Source organism: Spirillospora sp. NPDC048911 (assembly GCF_043198015.1).
In the GTDB taxonomy this organism is placed as follows: Bacteria; Actinomycetota; Actinomycetes; order Streptosporangiales; family Streptosporangiaceae; genus Spirillospora.
The window spans coordinates 356,069-373,694 of record NZ_JBICUD010000008.1; the positions used below are offsets into that span (position 1 = coordinate 356,069).

Annotated in this window: 20 protein-coding genes; 12 read left to right on the top strand and 8 right to left on the bottom strand. The window is 68.5% G+C overall.

The features are described from left to right. Nucleotides 1–75 precede the first annotated feature (75 nt). The 3 genes from crcB to ACGFNU_RS34115 are packed head-to-tail and all read right to left on the bottom strand — an operon-like array spanning nt 76 to nt 1,285. Nucleotides 76–435 carry a fluoride efflux transporter CrcB gene (crcB, locus tag ACGFNU_RS34105; RefSeq protein WP_392600416.1) on the bottom strand — a complete coding sequence of 120 codons (360 nt, stop codon included), beginning with the start codon at nt 433–435 and terminating at the stop codon, nt 76–78. An 11-nt stretch (nt 436–446) separates the two neighbouring features. Then, nucleotides 447–815 (bottom strand): DUF190 domain-containing protein, encoded by a 369-nt coding sequence (locus tag ACGFNU_RS34110; protein ID WP_392600418.1) that lies wholly within the window; start codon nt 813–815, stop codon nt 447–449. Next, entirely contained in the window at nt 812–1,285 is a 474-nt protein-coding gene (locus ACGFNU_RS34115) for a fluoride efflux transporter FluC (protein ID WP_392600420.1), read from the bottom strand. Before ACGFNU_RS34115 ends, ACGFNU_RS34110 begins: the two co-directional genes overlap by 4 nt. A gap of 295 nt (nt 1,286–1,580) precedes the next feature. Here ACGFNU_RS34115 and ACGFNU_RS34120 point away from each other — a divergent pair, with 295 nt between their 5' ends. The 5 genes from ACGFNU_RS34120 to ACGFNU_RS34140 all read left to right on the top strand — a co-directional run bounded on the left by ACGFNU_RS34120 (nt 1,581) and on the right by ACGFNU_RS34140 (nt 5,253). After that, nucleotides 1,581–1,949 carry a hypothetical protein gene (locus ACGFNU_RS34120; RefSeq protein ID WP_392600422.1) on the top strand — a complete coding sequence of 123 codons (369 nt, stop codon included), beginning with the start codon at nt 1,581–1,583 and terminating at the stop codon, nt 1,947–1,949. Then, nucleotides 1,946–2,713, top strand: coding sequence for a MerR family transcriptional regulator (locus tag ACGFNU_RS34125; protein WP_392600424.1), 768 nt, complete (start codon nt 1,946–1,948; stop codon nt 2,711–2,713). The genes ACGFNU_RS34120 and ACGFNU_RS34125 overlap by 4 nt, the downstream gene beginning before the upstream one ends. 280 nt (nt 2,714–2,993) lie before the next feature. Next, entirely contained in the window at nt 2,994–3,326 is a 333-nt protein-coding gene (locus ACGFNU_RS34130) for a YnfA family protein (RefSeq protein ID WP_392600692.1), read from the top strand. A gap of 312 nt (nt 3,327–3,638) precedes the next feature. Continuing rightward, nucleotides 3,639–4,493 (top strand): hypothetical protein, encoded by an 855-nt coding sequence (locus ACGFNU_RS34135; RefSeq protein WP_392600426.1) that lies wholly within the window; start codon nt 3,639–3,641, stop codon nt 4,491–4,493. After that, a complete protein-coding gene (locus tag ACGFNU_RS34140) occupies nt 4,474–5,253 on the top strand; it encodes a methylenetetrahydrofolate reductase (protein WP_392600428.1) in 780 nt (259 codons plus the stop codon). The genes ACGFNU_RS34135 and ACGFNU_RS34140 overlap by 20 nt, the downstream gene beginning before the upstream one ends. Nucleotides 5,254–5,790: 537 nt before the next feature. Here ACGFNU_RS34140 and ACGFNU_RS34145 read toward each other — a convergent pair. Beyond that, nucleotides 5,791–6,420: a TetR/AcrR family transcriptional regulator gene (locus ACGFNU_RS34145; protein ID WP_392600430.1), complete on the bottom strand. Its 630-nt coding sequence runs from the start codon at nt 6,418–6,420 to the stop codon at nt 5,791–5,793. 120 nt (nt 6,421–6,540) lie between these two features. On the opposite strand from ACGFNU_RS34145, the gene ACGFNU_RS34150 reads away from it, so the two are divergent. Beyond that, nucleotides 6,541–7,380: an SDR family NAD(P)-dependent oxidoreductase gene (locus ACGFNU_RS34150; protein ID WP_392600432.1), complete on the top strand. Its 840-nt coding sequence runs from the start codon at nt 6,541–6,543 to the stop codon at nt 7,378–7,380. Nucleotides 7,381–7,965: 585 nt separating this feature from the next. On the opposite strand, the gene ACGFNU_RS34155 is transcribed toward ACGFNU_RS34150, so the two are convergent. From ACGFNU_RS34155 to ACGFNU_RS34165, 3 genes are all read right to left on the bottom strand, one after another. Next, nucleotides 7,966–8,388, bottom strand: a complete 423-nt coding sequence (locus ACGFNU_RS34155) for a nuclear transport factor 2 family protein (protein ID WP_392600434.1) — start codon at nt 8,386–8,388, stop codon at nt 7,966–7,968. Nucleotides 8,389–8,554: 166 nt separating this feature from the next. Beyond that, entirely contained in the window at nt 8,555–9,322 is a 768-nt protein-coding gene (locus tag ACGFNU_RS34160; protein WP_392600436.1) for a DUF998 domain-containing protein, read from the bottom strand. Nucleotides 9,323–9,892: 570 nt separating this feature from the next. Further along, the gene (locus tag ACGFNU_RS34165) at nt 9,893–11,095 is read right to left on the bottom strand and encodes a low temperature requirement protein A (protein ID WP_392600438.1); all 1,203 of its coding nucleotides are present in this window, start codon (nt 11,093–11,095) and stop codon (nt 9,893–9,895) included. A 231-nt stretch (nt 11,096–11,326) separates the two neighbouring features. On the opposite strand from ACGFNU_RS34165, the gene ACGFNU_RS34170 reads away from it, so the two are divergent. The 6 genes from ACGFNU_RS34170 to ACGFNU_RS34195 all read left to right on the top strand — a co-directional run bounded on the left by ACGFNU_RS34170 (nt 11,327) and on the right by ACGFNU_RS34195 (nt 16,736). Next, nucleotides 11,327–12,070 (top strand): SDR family oxidoreductase, encoded by a 744-nt coding sequence (locus tag ACGFNU_RS34170; RefSeq protein WP_392600439.1) that lies wholly within the window; start codon nt 11,327–11,329, stop codon nt 12,068–12,070. A gap of 42 nt (nt 12,071–12,112) precedes the next feature. Next, nucleotides 12,113–13,135 carry a class I SAM-dependent methyltransferase gene (locus ACGFNU_RS34175; RefSeq protein WP_392600441.1) on the top strand — a complete coding sequence of 341 codons (1,023 nt, stop codon included), beginning with the start codon at nt 12,113–12,115 and terminating at the stop codon, nt 13,133–13,135. Between the two features lie 134 nt (nt 13,136–13,269). Then, nucleotides 13,270–14,187: a sigma-70 family RNA polymerase sigma factor gene (locus tag ACGFNU_RS34180; RefSeq protein WP_392600443.1), complete on the top strand. Its 918-nt coding sequence runs from the start codon at nt 13,270–13,272 to the stop codon at nt 14,185–14,187. A gap of 189 nt (nt 14,188–14,376) precedes the next feature. Then, the gene (locus ACGFNU_RS34185; protein ID WP_392600445.1) at nt 14,377–15,294 is read left to right on the top strand and encodes an RNA polymerase sigma-70 factor; all 918 of its coding nucleotides are present in this window, start codon (nt 14,377–14,379) and stop codon (nt 15,292–15,294) included. Between the two features lie 148 nt (nt 15,295–15,442). Continuing rightward, nucleotides 15,443–16,216, top strand: a complete 774-nt coding sequence (locus ACGFNU_RS34190) for a hypothetical protein (RefSeq protein ID WP_392600447.1) — start codon at nt 15,443–15,445, stop codon at nt 16,214–16,216. 28 nt (nt 16,217–16,244) lie between these two features. Further along, the gene (locus ACGFNU_RS34195) at nt 16,245–16,736 is read left to right on the top strand and encodes an Ohr family peroxiredoxin (protein WP_392600449.1); all 492 of its coding nucleotides are present in this window, start codon (nt 16,245–16,247) and stop codon (nt 16,734–16,736) included. Between the two features lie 254 nt (nt 16,737–16,990). Here ACGFNU_RS34195 and ACGFNU_RS34200 read toward each other — a convergent pair whose 3' ends face one another. Further along, nucleotides 16,991–17,611, bottom strand: coding sequence for a helix-turn-helix transcriptional regulator (locus ACGFNU_RS34200; protein ID WP_392600451.1), 621 nt, complete (start codon nt 17,609–17,611; stop codon nt 16,991–16,993). Nucleotides 17,612–17,626: the final 15 nt, after the last annotated feature.

Sequence of the window (17,626 nt, forward strand, 5' to 3'; positions counted from 1 at the left end):
CCGTCCACAGAGCGGCACCGGTCCATCCGTCACACACCGCGATGTGCCGCCAGCACTTTCACCTGTCAAGGCGGGTCATGAGGTTGCGAGCGCCTGCGCTAGAGCCATGCCGCAGTAGGCGGCGCCTAGCCCGCCAGCGATGGAGGCGGCGGCGTTGAGGACGGCGTAGGTGCGGGCGCCATCTTCTGCCAGCCGCAGGGTTTCGTAGCCGAACGTGGAGTAGGTGGTCAGCGCGCCGCAGAACCCCGTCCCAGCCAACGTCATCACACCGTCGCCAGCCGGGAGAGCGGCCAGGAAGCCCAGCAACGCCGAGCCAGAGACGTTGACGGTGAAGGTGCCCCAGGGGAACAGGCTGTCGTGGCGGGCCTGCATCGTCCGGTCAGCCAGGTAGCGCAGTGGCGCCCCGATTGCGGCGCCGACCGCGACCAGCAGCACGGCCCCCACGGTCACCGCCCGCCTTCTGGTGTGCCGGGGCCATCAGCAGATCTGCCGACGTAACGGATCACTTCGACCGGGTCGATGATGACCAGCCCCTCCGTGACCAGCTCGTCCAGCTGTGGCAGGAACGCGCGAACCTTGTCAGCGGCGTCCACGATGACGACGGCCAGCGGCAGATCTTGTGACAGCGACAGGATGCGGCTGGTGTGGATGCGGCTGGAGGCGCCGAAGCCCTCGATGCCGCGGATCACGCTGGCGCCCGCCAGCCCGGCGGCATGCGCCCGGCGCACGATCTCGTGATAGAGCGGCTTGTGATGCCAGCTGTCGCTCTCCCCAACGAAGATCGTCAGTCGAAGCGCGGACCCTTCCAGCTTCATGACCGTTCCGTCCCCTCGCGGCGCCGCCTCAGCGCCCGGGCCGGCAGCCGGGTCAGCTGCACCCCGGTGTACACCGCCACCAACGCACCGGCCAGGGTCGCGGCCAGGTAGATCAGGCCGATGCGGGCGGCGCCGGCCTGAACGGCCTGCTGGGCCTCCACGATAGAAGTGGAGAACGTGGTGAAACCTCCCAACACGCCAACCCCCAGGAACGGGCGGACCAGCCGGTGCGCCTGCCATATCTCGGTGATCGCCACCATCAGGATGCCGATCATCATGCACCCGGAGACATTGATGCCCCACGTCGCCCACCCGAACGTGTCCGGCGGATGCGGAAACGCGGTGCTGATTCCGTAGCGGGCCAGCGCCCCGAGCACCCCTCCCGCCGAGATCACCGCCAGGGTGCTCCACGGCGCCCGCCGCGGCTCCCACCGCTGCCGCGGCACCGAAAGATCGACATCCGGATCCACCGCCTCAGCGGCGTGCCTGCTCGTCTCTGACATCACAGCTCCCTACCGGCATGACAAGGTCATCGGCAGGGACCGTTGGCGGCCTGCGCAGCAAGCCGCGGTTACCCCCGCCCACGGATCGAGCCCGCAGACGGAAGGCGGTGGGCCCCACCACCGCAACCTCCCCGGGAGGGTCGCGCCCAGGATATTCCACGGACAAAGACCAGCCTGACCGACCCAGGAGCAGCAACGGTTTGCGAGAGCACCCGGTGGAGGGGTTGCATCCGGTACCTAGGTACAGGCTTACCGTTCAGATATGGAACTTCAGCAGGCAAAGCCAGGACCGGAGAGCTGGGCTCCGCAGGCATGCACCCTGCCGACAGCAGAGCGACCGTTGCGCGAGGCAGAGTTCGACGCGCTGTTCGGCGAGGCGGTGACTGAGCTACAACCCGCCGACCCGCGCACGGTGCGGATGAGGTTGCGGCCGGAGCCGCAGGTGGCCGCCCGCGCGGCCGAGCTGGCGGCGCGAGAGACGGGATGCTGCTCGTTCTTCACGTTCACCCTGAGCATCACCGGCGGTGCGCTGACGCTGGAAATCAGCGTCAGCGACCAGCACGCCGACGTGCTAGACGCACTGACCGCCAGGGCCAGCCAAATGATGAAGCCCGCAGGAACGCACCCATGACCGACAACTCCGCCACCCCTGTGACAGGCAGCACGCTGACAGGCACCGCGGTCACCAGCAATGTGGCGACGGACAGCGCAGGGACGGGCGTGGCGGCGAGCAGTGCGATGACCCGCAATGACGTGACGGGCAGTGCGGCGGCGGATAGTCCGCCAACGGACAGTGCGGCGACAGGTAGTGCCGGGACGGGTAGTGCCGGGACGGGTAGTGCCGGGACGGGCAGCGCGATCAGCGCGAGCGCTGTCAGTGGCAGTGCGGTCAGTGGTGGGTCTGGGGGCGGATTGCGTAGTGGGCAGGTCGCGGCGGCGGCCGGGGTGAATTTGCAGACGCTGCGGTATTACGAGCGCCGCGGCCTGCTGCAGGAGCCGGACCGGACGCCTGGCGGGCACCGGCTGTATCCAGCCGAGGCAGTGACCCTGCTCAGGGTGATCAAGACCGCGCAACGGCTGGGATTCACTCTGGACGAGGTGGGCGAGCTCTTGGAAGCTGCGGCGCACCGGCACCGTCCATCTGGCGACGAGCTGCCCGCCACCGGATTGGCCGAGCGGGCGGCCGCCAAGCTCGCCGAGGTCGAGGCCAAGATCGCCGACCTCGGCATCATCGCGGACACACTCCGCCAGGCTTTGGCAGCCGGATGCGACGACCTGGTCGCCTGCGCCGCGGAGCAAGACTGCCCGTTGCCGTTCGCCGGTCTGGCAGGCGACCCCGGTACGGCTGGCGCAGGGCCCAAACGTGCCGCGGAACCGGCGGAAGACCCCCGGTAACCCACCTGGCTGCGGCGGGCAGGAGTGTGAGCACTGACCGGCAAGGAAACGACGGTGGCGTGGGCGGCGCGGGCCGGGGGCGCGCCAGCGGCTACTCGCTCGACCACACCCACCCACCAGCAAGCCAGCCGCCTATAAGCAGGTCGTCGCTGGCCCGCACCCCACCAGATGGCACACTGATGCCCGGCGGCGCCTAAACCCGGCTGCCTGCTCCCGCCAGCGTGAATGCTCCCGCTGGCACACGGCGCGGCCCCAGCCGTTGATCCCATTGGAAATGAACATGCTCATCGCCCGCTCCATCGCCCTGTTCGTGCTGGCCGCCCTCGCAGAGATCGGCGGCGCATGGCTGGTCTGGCAGGGCGTACGCGAACACCGTGGCTGGATCTGGATCGGCGCTGGAATCATCGCGCTCGGCCTGTACGGATTCGTCGCCACCCTGCAGCCCGACGCGAACTTCGGCCGCATCCTGGCCGCCTACGGAGGCGTCTTCGTCGCCGGATCACTGGCATGGGGCATGGTCGCCGACGGATTCCGTCCCGACCGGTGGGACATCATCGGCGCCCTGATCTGCCTGGCCGGCGTCGCGGTCATCATGTACGCGCCCCGCACATGATGACCCTCGACGCATGGCCAACACCCATAGTGCGTTCGTCGCACCCGTACCGTTAGACGCGCAACAAGCCGTCCCCTCTACAAGTCGCAGGCAGCCGCATGCGCCCAGGCCACCCATCACCCCTGCCGCCTCTACGGAGGGTCAAGCTCCTGCTGGACGGCGCAGCCCGGCGATCACGAGCATCGGCGCGATCGAGGTTCAGCTAAGGATTTAACCTCGGAATCGGGCGTGGATGCTGTTCGGTGCAGGGGTGGGCGGTCTTGAGGACGGGCCTGGCATCTGCGGAGGGTTTGCCCGACGTCGGGACCGCAGGTGAGGCGGAGACCCCGGGCGCTGACCGGCGTGCTCGCCGTACTCCCGCCCGAGCAGGCTGGGGCTGTGCGGGAGGCGTGCCTGCCCAGAGGCGGTCGGCTGCGGTTCGCCGTCGACGGGACGCCCTGCCCACGGCCGGACGCGGAGTGCTCGCCCGGCCGCTGGCATGTGCACCATGACGCGTGCCGGTGCGACGGCGCTCGCAAGACGATCCTGCTGCCCGACACCAGCCGCTATGGCGACGTGCGGTTGTCGTGCTGGCGGCATGTCCACCCCATGATCCATGGCGACCGGACCTACTTCGCCGCCTGGGACGGCCCCCTGCCGATCGTCAAGGGCGATCTGGTGCGCGTTCAGGTCGAGCACCTGCCCGACGGCCGCAAACCGTCCGCCTGCATGTGGCTGTGGCACGCCGGCCCCACCACCCTGCCGATCGACGAGATCTGGCGGGCCTGCCTGGCTCGCTTCGACGAGGAACACTCCTTCAAGACCGCCAAGGGCGTTCTTGGGCTCATCGCGGCCAAGCTGCGCACTCCCGAGCAGACCGACCGGTGGGTCCATTTGGTTGTGGCCGCCTTTACCCAGCTCGCCCTGGCCCGCGACCTCACCACCGACCTGCGCCGACCATGGGAGAAACCACCTCACCCCGACCGGCCGACCACCCCCGGCAGGGTCCGCCGCGGGTTTCGCAACATCCGATGCCTGCTCGGCACCCCGCCCATGTCCCGAAACCCGCCAAGGCCGGACCCGGACGACCCAAAGGATCACTCTCCGGCCCAGCCCAACGCCACCCCGTCGTCCGCGCCTCGGCCCAGAGGCTCGATAGCATCCGGGGATGCCCGAGCGTCGTTTTGAGCTGATCTGCGAGATCGAACCCCCGACCCGCCCGGACCTGACGCGGGTGCGTCATCAGATCGGTGTCATGAGCCCGGTCGCCGACTCCTTCCTGATCCCCGATAACCACATCGGCCGGGCAACGGTGTCGAGTGTGGCGGTCGCCCACGAGGTGCAGGCCATGGGCGCCGCGGGGATCGCGTGCCTGAACTCCCGCGACCGTAACCTGCTGGGGTTCCGCCGTGACCTGCTGACGGCCGCGGCCTACGGGGTGGACCGGTTCTTGTTCGTCTACGGCGACAAACCCACCGCCGGCGGCCGGACCAGCGAACTGACCGTCCGTGCCATGATCGAGCAGGCCCGCGACACCGGCGAGGACCCCGCGTTCGAGGGCTGCTCACCGTTCCAGGTCGGCGTCACCTCAGGACTGCGCCCACTGCCCGCCTGGAAGCAGCAGGCCGACTTCGTGTTCGCCCAGGTCAGCTACTCGATGGAGAACCTGCTGCGGTGGCGTGACAGCATCAACACCGACGCCCCGGTCTACGCCGGGGTGATGGTGGTGGCCAGCGTCGCCATGGCCCGCAACCTGGCAGCCGCCATCCCCGACATCGCCATCCCCGGCGATCTGGTCACCGCCGTCGAGCAAGACCGGGACGCCGGCGTCACCGCCGCCTGCGAACAGATCCTGGCCATCCGCGACAGCGGCGCCTTCGACGGCGTCCACCTGGTACCGGTCAGCCGATACCGGCAGGTCGCCGCCCGCCTCGAACAACACCTGTGACCGGCAACACAAGCCAGACACCTCCGCAGATGCCAGGCCCGTCCTCAAGACCGCCCACCCCCGCGCTGAACAGCATCCACGCCCGATTCCGAGGTTGAATCCTTGGTTCGGTGCGTGTTGAAGGACCTCTGTGCCTGGCAGAGCACGAACTTTGGGTGGCTACGCTTTCATCCGTGCCGCCCCGGACACCGGGATGCGGCCCTTCCCTGACCTCGACAGCCGGGCCGTGCGCGACGCGGCACAGTTCGGGGATGCGGCGCCAGTTGGCCGGGCCGATGAACGGCCCGGCGACGGCATCGTCGCGGGGATTGGTCCGGCGCGGCGGGGGCGGCGGGCCGTCTAGTTGAGGCCGTCGAGAAGGGCGCGACCCGGCGTCCTGGCGGGCCCACCTGGAAGCCGCATCCTGCTGAGGCGACGATGCGCAAGCCCAAAGCCATGGCTCCTCGCTCACATGAGCCACCGTCTCACCAGCGAAGCCACGCTGGCGCGGCATCCGAGCCGCGAACTCGACCAGACTCCGCGTGATCGAACGTCCTGTTAAGGCCGGGGTGCGAAGGCGCTGAGGAACGTGGTCACCGCGGATTCGGCGATGGCTTTGCGTTCGAGGCGGGAGACGCGTCGGGTGCCGAAGCGTGACCGCGCCTCTAGCGGCCCGGTCAGCAGCGCCGTGAGGTGTTCGGCGGCCAGCGCCGGGTCGGAGAGGTCGATGCGGCCCTCCACGGCCAGCCGGGCGAGGCGGTCGGCGAGCGCCTGGGCGACCGGTTCGGCGACGCCGGTCTGCGTCAGTTCGAGCAGATCGGGGAACTGCGGGATCTCGGCGTACAGCAGGCGCCGCAGCGCCCAGGAGTGCGGGTCGCAGTAGCAGTCGATGAGGTGGATTCCGACGTCGGTCAGCGCGGCGGGCAGGTCGTCGCCCGCTGCGGCCAGCGGGGCGATCGCGGCGAGGTTGCGAGCCAGCGCCCGCTCGGACAGCGCGGCGATGGTCTGGCGGAACAGGGTCTCCTTGTCGCCGAAGTGGCTGTAGACCGTGGCCTTGGCGACTCCCGCCTCCGCGGCGATCTGGTCGACGCGGGCCTGCGGGTAGCCCTCGCGCGTGAAGACGCTGAACGCGGCGTCCAGGATGTCTTTCCGCTTGTCGATGCGGCCCCTGCCTGGCTGTGGGCTCATCTCCCGATCATACCGGGGCGTCTGGTCGACCAGGCTGTTCAGTTTGGTCGACTGCGACTGGAACTGTACTGATGAAGCTGTTAAATTGAACTCATGAGTCTAGTTGAGGAAGTTCGTCCAATGCGGACCATCGTGATCACCGGCGGCACCGACGGCCTGGGAAAGGGGCTTGGCCTGCACTGTTTGGGCCGTGGCGACCGGGTGGTCGTCGTCGGCAGCAGCCCGGACAAGGGTCGCCGGTTCCTGGACGAGGCTCGGGCCATCGGCTCGGGCGAGCGCGCCGTGTACATCCAGGCCGACTTGAGTTTGGTGGCCGAGAACCGGCGGGTCGTCGCCGCTATCGCGGAGAGCTACCCGGTCCTGGACGCCCTGGTGCTGGCCGCGCGCTTCTACCGATCGACCCGCCATGAGACCGCCGAGGGCATCGAGCACAACTTCGCGCTGTTCTATCTCAGCCGGTATCTGCTCAGCCACGGGCTGGCGGATTGGCTGGAGGAGGGGGAACGGCCGGTGATCCTGGACCTGGCCGGTCCGGGTGGCGACCTGTCGGCGATGAACTGGGACGACATTCAATTCAACAGCGGCTACCGGCCGGACCGGGTCATGGCCCAGTGCGGCAAGCTCAGCGACTTGGCCGCCGTCGGGTTCACCGCCGCACGTCCTGGCAGCCGGATCCGTTACGTCCTGGCGCATCCCGGCCTGACCGCCACCGCCTTCGCCGGCGACTACAACGAAGCCGACGCCGCGCTGGTCGCTGGAATGCGCGACCGGGGCCAGCCGATCCACGCGGCCGTGGACATGCTGCGACGCCACCTCGACAATCCCGACCCGGAACCGTTGAGCGCCTACATGCAGCAGACCAAGGTCACTATTGCTGGCGAGCCCTTCGATCCCGCCGCCGCACAGCGACTGGTGGACATCACCAAGACCGTACTCTCCGGGACTGACAAACCGACCTGAAGCGAGTTGAGCGCGCTAGGGCGCGCCCAGGCCGCCAGGCGCGGCTCCAGCACGACGTTGCCGTGCACGGGCCGCGGGTCAGTCGGCGCGTCATCTGGACGATGCCCGACCAGGTGCTCATGGCTCGTACATGGGCAGCCGTTCGTGGTCGCGTATGTTGCGGCGGGCGCGCAGCACTCACGACAGGCTGCGTTCCACCACCCAGCGACATGGCACCACGACGAACCCGGTGGTGCCGCGCGGGCGGGTGACCACGTTGAGGGTCAGGCCAAGAAGGTGCGCACCCACTCCCACAGCGACCCGGCATACGCCGAGCCGGTCCCCACCACTGTCACCTGGCGGGCACTCGACACCACAGAGACAGGATAAAACTCCCACTCAGGGCGGGAACGGTCCTGACAATGCTGCGGGCATCCGGCTCATCGGCGGTGACAGGGGTCAGGACCGTTCCGGTACCCGCCGTCATCATGTGCTGCGCCGTGGCCTCGGCGGGACGAAGCTGGTGCGCGTGTAGGCGTTGATCGGCTCGGCGTAGTCGTCGGCCGACAGCTCCACCAGCGGAATCGCCAGCCTGGCCCGGCGTGGCTAAGACTTGAAGGCCTCTTCAGGGTCGGCGTATGCCTGCATCTTGACGACCTGGCCATCGCGAACGGTGAAGACGTCGGCAACGGTGGCTTCGTTGGGTGTGCCATCGGCAAGCATGCCGTAGACCCGGTGGATGATGACGATGTCGTCGCCGTGCCGGTAGGGCGTGCGTTCGGAAGTCAACTCGGACCACATCGCGCGTGAAGCGGTGAGGTATTCGGCGACGGAGGCCGGCCCGACCCGGCGGCCGCCGTTGGGGAACTCATCTGGCTCGATCCACTCCACGTCGGGGTGCAGGGCGACGGTCGCCGAGTCGATGTCGCCGGCCGCGAAGGCCTCGTACGCCTTGAGCACGAGGGCTACATCGGCATCGGACGGGTTGGCGGGGCGGCGGCTGCTGATGGCGCTACCTTCCTTCTTCATTGGGAGCTCCAGGGGGAACGCTGCGTTTGCTTGTCCTGCGAGGACTGGTCGATCGGCGGGACGCAGCGCCTCATAGGTGCTCCTAACGAGCTCAAGCACGCGGCGGCGACTGAAGGCCGTTGCCGACCTGTTGGACGTCGCGGCAGTGTCATCACGGGGTCGTTCATTATTCCGGGGCGAACTGTGTTGTTTCGTCGTGGTGTGTATTGGTGAGGAAGCGGAGCGCGAGGAGAGTTTGCCAGGACCAGGCCGTGGTGATGGCGATGCGCTGGAACAGCCCGGCGAGGTCGCTTAGATCTCCTGACGTGCCGAAGGTGGCGCTGGCGAGCAGCATGGCGGCCACGAAGCCGAGCCCGCTCAGGGCGCTGTAGAACCGCCATGGGCGTGGGCCCGAGCGGGCGAACACCAGGCAGGCGGCGGCCAACGCGGCGAAGCCCGCCAGCGAGAGATAGTCGTGCAGGGCGCCGTGCGTGGTGGGCTCCGGGAGCCGGTCCGGGGTGCCGGTCGGGTAGCCGCTGATCGGATCGGTCACGAAGATCGCGGCGCCGAGCAGGCCTGCTCCCCACAGGACGATGAGGAGCGGCCCCCAAACCAGTTGCCGCTGCTCCCGTCCCCGTCCCCGTCCCTGCTCCCGTTGCCGCTGCTCCGGCTCGGGCTGCCGCTGCTCAGGCTTCCGTTTCTCTCGCTCCTTCCGCCCTCGCTGCCGTGGCCGCGATGCGCGGCGCAGGCCAATACCGAACGCGAACGTGAGCACGGCCGCCAGCAGGAAGTTGGAGGCTTGTATCCAACCGCGGTCGGTGAGGGCCAGCGAGCTGACCGGATGACGCAGCGGGTCGTAGTGCGCGCGTGCAGCACCTTCGACGAGGTAGGCGAGGGTGAAGAGCGGACCCGCGATCGCTCCACACCACAACAACATGCGTGACTGAAAATCCATGATGTCAACGTAGGTTGACATGAGAGTGAATGTCAACCAGGGTTGACGTGAGACACATGGCCCGGCACCTCTCTCGCGTCAAGTCATCGGCGCCTCAGCCTCATTCGTGAGCTGGAACGGCCGTGATCAGGTCGTGCTCATCTCCGTTTGATGAGCCGCTGGACCGCAAGGCCGCTGGGGCTGTTCGAAGCTGGCCGTCCGAGCGTCTCCAAGTTCTCTCGCGAATATCTCCATGCGAGCCCCGCTGGAGGTTCGCCTTCGCCAGAAAGGAGTCTGGGGACGCTGAGTCACAAGTCCGGCACACGGTCGTCCGGCACGCGTGATTCTCGAACCCGTGTGATCGTCCGGACCCACGTGATCGTCGGAACGCACGGTCGTCCAGTCCGCGCGATCGCCCTGTACGCACGGTCATCGGCACGCACGGTCGTCCGGCACAAGCGGTCGTCCGGCACAGGCGGTCGTCCTGTACGCGCGACGTCTGGTCCGCGCGACGTCTGGTCCGCGCGAGGTCCGGCCCGCGCGAGGTCCGGCCCGCGCGATTGCGGCATCGCACTGCCGGCCGCGTGGATGTCAGCGGTCGGACATGGTTTGTTCGGTGATGGGGGTCATGGCTGTGGCCTGCGCCTTTGGGGTGATGGTGACGGCGACCATCAGGACGCAGACGGCGGCGATCGCCGCTATGACGGCGACCACTCCGATTTGCGGGGCCGCGAGTGGCAGGAGCAGGACGGCGGCGACGCTCCACAGCACCACGGCGGGACGGATGACGGCCTCGGCCAGGATGGGCGTGTGGACCATCCAGAGCAGAACCACGAATATTCCGGTCGGGATCGCCACGGCATAGCAGATCGCGAGGGGTGAGGCCTTGAGGTCATGGCCGGTTTGCTCGACCGCGACCTCGAGCCCGGCGCCTAGGGCGGCGAGGGCTGTGAAGACGCCGTAGTGGCCGTACCCCCACAGATAGGAAAGGTGGCGACGGTCGTTGAGTCCTTCACCGGCGGGGGCGAGGAAGTAGAGCCACCAGAGCGCGAACAGCAGGACGAGACCGGAGACGGCGATGATGACGAGCGGCCCGCTGATTTTGCCTGCGTCGAGTGCTCCTCGTACTCCGTTGGACGCGGCGAGGACGCTTTCGCCGAAGAGTATGAGCGTGAAGAGGCCGTAGCGCTCGGCGATGTGGTGCGGGTGCCAGTTGGTGGGGCTGGGCCGTTCCGCCCACAAGGGCACCGCAAGCTCCAGGATGGCCAGGCCGACGAAGGACGGCACCTGGGCAGATGACGGCAGGGCATCCGTCTCTGCGAGAACGAGCCGCAGGATCCAGCCCGCTTGCAGGATGGCGATGCCACCGGCATAGCGGAACGCGGTGCGACGGCCTGCCGGGTTCTCGGTACCGGCCCGCAGCCATTGGGCGACGAGGGCGATCCGCATGATGAAGTAGCCGATCGTGACGGCGCGATAGTCGGAGTCGTCGACCGCGGCCGGCGCGCCCGCGGCGATGACCAGGACGCCGGCCATCTGCACCATCGTCAGCAGCCGGTAGGCGACGTCGTCGGTGTCGTACGCCGACGCGAACCAGGTGAAGTTCATCCACGCCCACCACACGGCGAAGAAGATCAGCAGGAACGGGACAAGCCCGGTCAGGGCGTGCCCGTCGGCGATGGTGTGCGCGAACTGGGCGGTGACGGCCGCGACCGCCACCACGAAGGTGAGGTCGAACAGCAACTCGAGCTGGCTGGCGGCGCGGTGCGGCTCGTCGATCGCACGCGCGGTCATCCGGACCCGGATCCGGTACCTGGCAACTGCTGGTGGCACGGTCTCGCTCCCGTCGCTCCGTGAGTCCGTCCTGCTGACAAAGACCGGGCAGCGTCCCCGCCTGTGACAGCCAGCGCCGAATATGTGCGATTTCGACAAGATTTCCTCGAACCTGTCACAGCCCGAGGAGATGCCCGGTCTTAGCTGGCGACCGGGTGGCGACCGACGCCCCGGCGAACAGGAAGGCCTGTCATGAAGATCGTGGTAATCGGCGGCACCGGCCTGATCGGATCGAAGCTCGTGACCAGGCTCGGTGAGCACGGCCACGAGGCGGTGGCGGCCTCGCCCAACACCGGCGTCGACACGCTCACCGGCGAAGGGCTGGCCGAGGTCATGACCGGCGCGTCCGTGGTGATCGACGTGTCCAACTCGCCGTCCTTCGAGGACGCGGCGGTGCTGGAGTTCTTCGAGACCTCCACCCGCAACCTCCTTGCCGCGGAGAAGGCGGCCGGCGTGGGCCATCACGTCGCGCTGTCGGTGGTGGGCACCGAGGGGCGGCCCGACATCGGCTACTTCCGGGCGAAGATCGCCCAGGAGGAGCTGATCAAGGAGTCGCCAATCCCCTTCTCGATCGTGCACGCGACGCAGTTCTTCGAGTTCGCCCGGCGGATCGCCGACGGCGCCACCGACGGCGACACCGTCCGGATGCCGCCGGTGCTCTTCCAGCCCATCGCGGGTGACGAGGTCGCCCAGGCGGTCGGCAAGGTCGCGGTGGGCTCGCCGTTGAACGGGCGGGTCGAGATCGCCGGGCCCGAGCAGTCCCGGATGGACGAGTTCTTCCGGGACGCCCTGACGGCCTGGGGAGACTCGCGCGAGGTGGTCACCGACCCGCACGCGCACTACTTCGGAGCCGAGCTGCACGAGCATGATCTCGTGCCGGGCGACGGCGCGACTCTCGGCGAGATCAAGTACGCCGACTGGCTGGGCGGAAACTAGCGTCCGCAACCTCGGTGCCGGCCACCGCACAGGAGGTCCGCTTTGACCGCATCGGCGATGGTCGCCGAGTTCGATGATGTCGCCGGCTGGACCGCCGACGCCGTCGAGCAGCTCGGCGAGCGGTACGCGATCCCGGCCGCGTGCCGCGGCAGCGCGAGCCCGGCGGCGCTGGCCTGGCTGGCCGAGGCGTGCGAGCTGTCAGCCGGGACCAGGCTGCTGGACGTGGGCGCCGGCGCCGGCGGTCCGGCGGCCTGGGCGGCCAAGCGGTTCGGTGTCCGGCCGATCCTGCTGGAGCCGATGCCCGCGGCCTGCCGGGCAGCCGCCCGGCTGTTCGGTCTCCCGGTCATCCTGGCGAGCGGCGGACGGATTCCGCTTCGAACCGAGTCCGTCGACGCCGCCTGGTGCCTGGGAGTCCTGTGCACCGTCCACGACAAGGCCGCCGTGCTCCGCGAGATCCACCGGGTGCTGCCGCCCGGGGCGCCCCTCGGGCTCCTGGTGGTCGTCGCCCGGCGCCCGCGGGTGGTCCCGGCGCCGGAGGGCAACCTGTTCCCCACCCAACACGAGCTCGTCGAGCTGCTCGCCGGCACGGGATTCGACCTCGTCGAACAGATCGACCAGCCCAACGACGCGCCACTCTCCTGGTCCCGCCGCGCCGAACGGGTCGCCGCGGTCATCGCCACCAGACACCGGGCCGACCGGGCCCACGCGCTGGCGGCCCACCAGAGCGAGACCTTCACCCGCCTGTTCGCGTCCGGACAGATCTCGACGCAACTGATCCATGCAGCCAGACGACCGGCCCGCCAGACACCCGCCCAAGCCATACGTGGAGGAACGATGAGCACTTCGACCGGCGACAACTTTGAGATCGAGCTTGAGACGGAAGTCGAAGCCGAACTGACCCTGGCCGAGTCGAGCCGCCCGGAGGAGCTCTTCGGCCAGCCCGCCTCGGAGTGGCTGTTCGACCCCACCGACGTCCAACGAGAAGAGGTCGAGCTCCGCAACCTCCTTGGCGCGGTAGAGAAGCTGAGCGGCGACTCCAACCCAGACCCCGCCGAAGACGCCTGAGGAAGGGCTGAGCTGGAGCGGGACGAAGCGCCGAACCCTTGAAATGAGAAAAGCCGTACCTGCCCGGCCTTGCATTCGTCACCGTGAAATCGAATTGTGGAGATGCCATCCTGGCGTCGAAGGCGGGAGTGAGCATGCGTCCAGAGGCCTCAGGAACGGCGGGTTCGCTCGAACAGGCCGCTGCCACTTTCGTCGAAGTCCGCCCGCGCCTCTTCGGCATCGCCTATCGGATGCTCAGCAGTGCGGCGGAGGCCGAGGACGTCGTCCAGGACACCTGGCTGCGCTGGCAGAACACCGACCGCTCGACCGTCGCCAACCCGGCGGCCTTCCTGGCGCTGACCACCACCCGCCTGGCGATCAACGTCGCGCAGTCCGCCCGTTCACGACGCGAGACCTATATCGGCCCCTGGCTGCCGGAACCCGTCGACACCAGCGCCGACCCGTACCTCGGTGCCGAACGCGGCGAAGCCCTCGAACTCGCTTTTCTCCTGCTGCTCGAAAGACTCACGCCGACTCAACGGGCCGCCTACATCCTCCGCGAAGCCTTTGCCTGCCCCTATGAGCAGATCGCGGAAATCCTCCAGCTCAGCCCGGCCAACGTCCGCCAACTGGTGAGCCGGTCCCGCAAACACCTCCACGACGTCCGGCGCGAATCCATCGACAGGGCCGAACACCGGCGCCTGCTGACCCTCTTTCTCGACGCCGCCCAGACAGGGAACATCACTGCCCTTGAGGACCTCTTCGCCGCCGACGTCGTCAGCACCTCCGACGGCGGTGGCATCCCCGGGGCGGCCCGGTTCCCCCTCGTGGGCGTCACACGGGTGACGAAGTTCGTCGCCGCGTACGCGCCGAGATTCTGGCCCGGCGCCGAGCTGACCTGGGTCGAGGTGAACGGGCGTGCCGGCTTGCTCGTCCCTCGTGGTCGCGCCGACTTCGCACTTCTCACCATCGAAGCCTCACCCGAGGGCATCCATCAGCTCATGTGGATCATCAATCCCGCCAAGCTCGACGCCTTCGCGCTGCCGAGCTCCCCGGACCGCCGGGAAAATTGACAGCCGTCGGTTGTCACAGATGGCCCCGCTGTCCTGTCATAGCTGTCTGACGGGCCGGGTGACAGGCTGGAGTCAGTCCAGCACCGGCCGTTCGGGGGCCCGGCGATGGGCTGGATGAGTCCAGCACCAAGCCGTTCGAAGGCAGACAAGGGCTGGATGAGTCCAGCATCAACGGAACGGGGCGATCACGTGGAGGACACCGAACCGGCGAGCCATTCAGGCGGCCCGGGCGATCTCGACCGGGCTACAGCGATCTTCGCGGACGTCCGGCCGCGCCTGTTCGGCATCGCGTACCGGATGCTGGGCAGTTCCAGCGAGGCCGAGGATCTCGTGCAGGACGTGTGGCTGCGATGGCAGACGTGCGACCGCGACACCGTGACCGATCCCGCCGCGTTCCTGGCGACCGCGACCACCCGGCTCGCGATCAACGTCCTGCAGTCCGCGCGGGTCCGCCGCGAGACCTACATCGGCCCCTGGCTACCCGAGCCCGTCGACACCAGCGCCGACCCGTACCTCGGCGCCGAACGCGGTGAGGCCCTCAGCCTCGCGGTCCTGTTCCTGCTGGAGAAGCTCTCACCCACCGAACGCGCCGCCTACGTTCTGCGGGAAGCCTTCGAGTACCCCTATCCGCAGATCGCCGACGTCATCCAGACGAGCGAAGTGGCGGTCCGGCAGCTCGTCAGCAGGGCCCGCAAACACCTGCGGTCCGAGCGCCGGGCACCGGTGACCGACGCCGAACAGCGCAGGCTGCTGACCGCCTTCCTCGCCGCCGCCCGTGTCGGTGACCTCGCCGCGCTGGAGAAGATCCTCGCCGCGGACGTGGTCAGCTACTCCGACGGCGGCGGCGCCGTCCAAGCGTCGAAGTTCCCCGTGGTGGGCAAGTCCCGGGTCGCCAAGTACGTCAGAGCGTTCGCGGGTCGTTTCTGGCCCGGCGTCCGCGTCGAATGGACCCTGATGAACGGGCAGCTGGCCGCCATTCTCTACCGCGACGGCAGGAAGATCGCCGTTATGTCCGTCGACGCCTCTGACTCCGGCATCTACCAGATCATGTGGTGCCTGAACCCCGTCAAGATCATCGGGTTCTCCCACAAACCGTCCACCGCCTGACCCGCCGTCACTTCCGCAGCGCCGGGGAGTCACAACTCGGCGAGCTGTCCGGTCTTAGCTGGCGACGCGACAGAAGAGAGGACAACGTGCGGACGACCCGGACAGCCGATGCCCAGCCGCCGGCGACTCGCCATGAGGACGGGCGGCCATGACCGACACGGGTGCCGCCGCATCGCTGGCGGAGATGCTCGACGAACGGCGGCACCTGCTGGAGATCGCCGGATGGATGTTCGGCACGGCCGCCGCCGACCAGATCGTTCAGGAGACCTACCGCCGCTGGTACACACTCGACCCTGACGAACGCGCGGGCATCGCGTCACCCCGAGCTTGGCTCACCCGAGCCGCGGGAGGCATCTGCCTGGACCTGCTCGCCCCCACCACCGACGCACCAGCACACGGTGGCCCGGTCATCGGCGAGGGCCAGGCTCATCCACCCAATCCCCACCACGCACCCGACCCTGTTTCCGTCCGGCTGCAGCAGCACCCTCACCAAGCACCCGACCCCGTTTCCGCCTGGCTCCAGCGGCGTCCGCAGCAAGACCACTCCGATCAGGCACTGCTCGCCAGGCACGATCACGTTGTGCGCCGGTTCGCGGCAGCATGCGACACTGCGGACACAGCGGCGCTGAAGAAGGTCCTCGCCGTCGACGCGATGGTGGTGAGCGACGGCGGTGGCAAGGTCCGCGCCGCCATGCACCCGACCCACGGTGCGGACGCCGTCGCTCACTTTGTCACGGCCCTGCTCGCCGGACGACCCCGCACCGTCGTGTCCGTCGAATCAGTCAACGGCCGCACAGGTCTGGTGCTGCGCCGGGCCGGGCAGGCCGTCGCGGTGGTCAGCCTGAGCATCGCCGCCGCCGAGGTCACCGCGGTCTGGATCGTGCTGAACCCCGACAAAATGCGGCGCTGGCATCGCCGTTGAGCAGCCTCGACACCGAAAGGCGCAATCAGTGAACGACCCGGCCCCGGCGCTGTCCACGGACAACGACTACAGCGGCGCCACGTTCAGACCGATCTACACCACTCACGTCACCGTGAGCGGCGGCGGCTCCGCCCACGGCCGCGCGACGGGCAGGGCCCGTTCCTCCGACGGCGCCCTCGATCTGGAGCTGCGAACACCCCACGAACTGGGCGGTGACGCCACCCACCCCAACCCCGAGCAACTCTTCGCCACCGCGTTCGCCGCCTGTCTTCACGGCGCGCTCAGCCTGGTGGCCCGCCAGCACTCGCTCGACCCCACCCCGATCACGATCGAGGCCACCGTGGCCTTCGGCCGCGACCCCGCCGACGGCGGCTACCAACTCCAAGCCGACCTGGCGGTGCACTGGCCCGGAGTCGAACGCGAGACGGCCACTCAACTGCTCACGCAAGCGAACACGCTCTGCCCCTACGCCAAGATGACCCGCCAGGGAATCCCCGCCACCATCACACTCGCCCCCTGAGCCTCAGCTTGGGATTCGACGTTCGTACATCGGCGGGGACTCGGCATAGTCGGCCATGCCCGGCGAAGGAGACGACGGCCCTTTGGGGCTGGCTGGGGCAGGGCCTTCTTACGGCGAGTTGTGCGCTGGTGGCGGTACTGGCTGGGCAGGGCTTCTTTGCGGGCGAGTTGTGCGCTGGCGGCGGTACTGGCTGGAGTAGGGCTCCTTTGCGGGCGGGCTGTGGGCTGGTGGCGGTACCGGCTGAGGCACGGCCTTTATGGGCGAGCCGTGCGCTGGCGGCGGTACTGGCTGGGGGAGAGGCCATAGGCGTTGCGGAACGCCTGGCTGAAATGCGCGGGGTTGGCGAATCCCCATCGGGCCGCGATCGCGTTGATCGGACGGGAGGCCAGCAAGGGTTCGGCCAAGTCGCGCCGGCACTGCTCCAGACGGCGTTCGCGAATCCAGCCGCCGACGGTCTGCCCTTCCGCATGGAACAGCTTGTGCAGATAGCGCAAGGAGATATGGTGCGCCGCCGCGATCGTGCCCGGAGTCAGCTGAGCATCGCCCAAGTTGTCCCGGATGAACGCGTAAATTTGCGTCATCAGAGGTCTTTGCTTGGCGTGGGGCGGGACCGCGCTCTGAACTTCCAGCCCGTTGGCCAACGCCATGGTCAGCACGTCCAACGTCAGGGTGGACAGCCGAGCGGTGTCGGCCGGGCTCAACTCGTCCATATGCCGTGCCAGACTGTCCGTGCCGTCCTGCCTTATCGTGCTGGCACTGCGCACGATGCAGCCCTGCTTGAAGACCTCCGGATCAGTCTGGTGAATGAGTTGCACCCGCGGCGGCGGCGTGGTCGTCAACGTCACCCGCACGGAACCGAACTCGCTGATACCCACTGCGGCCCGGAATCT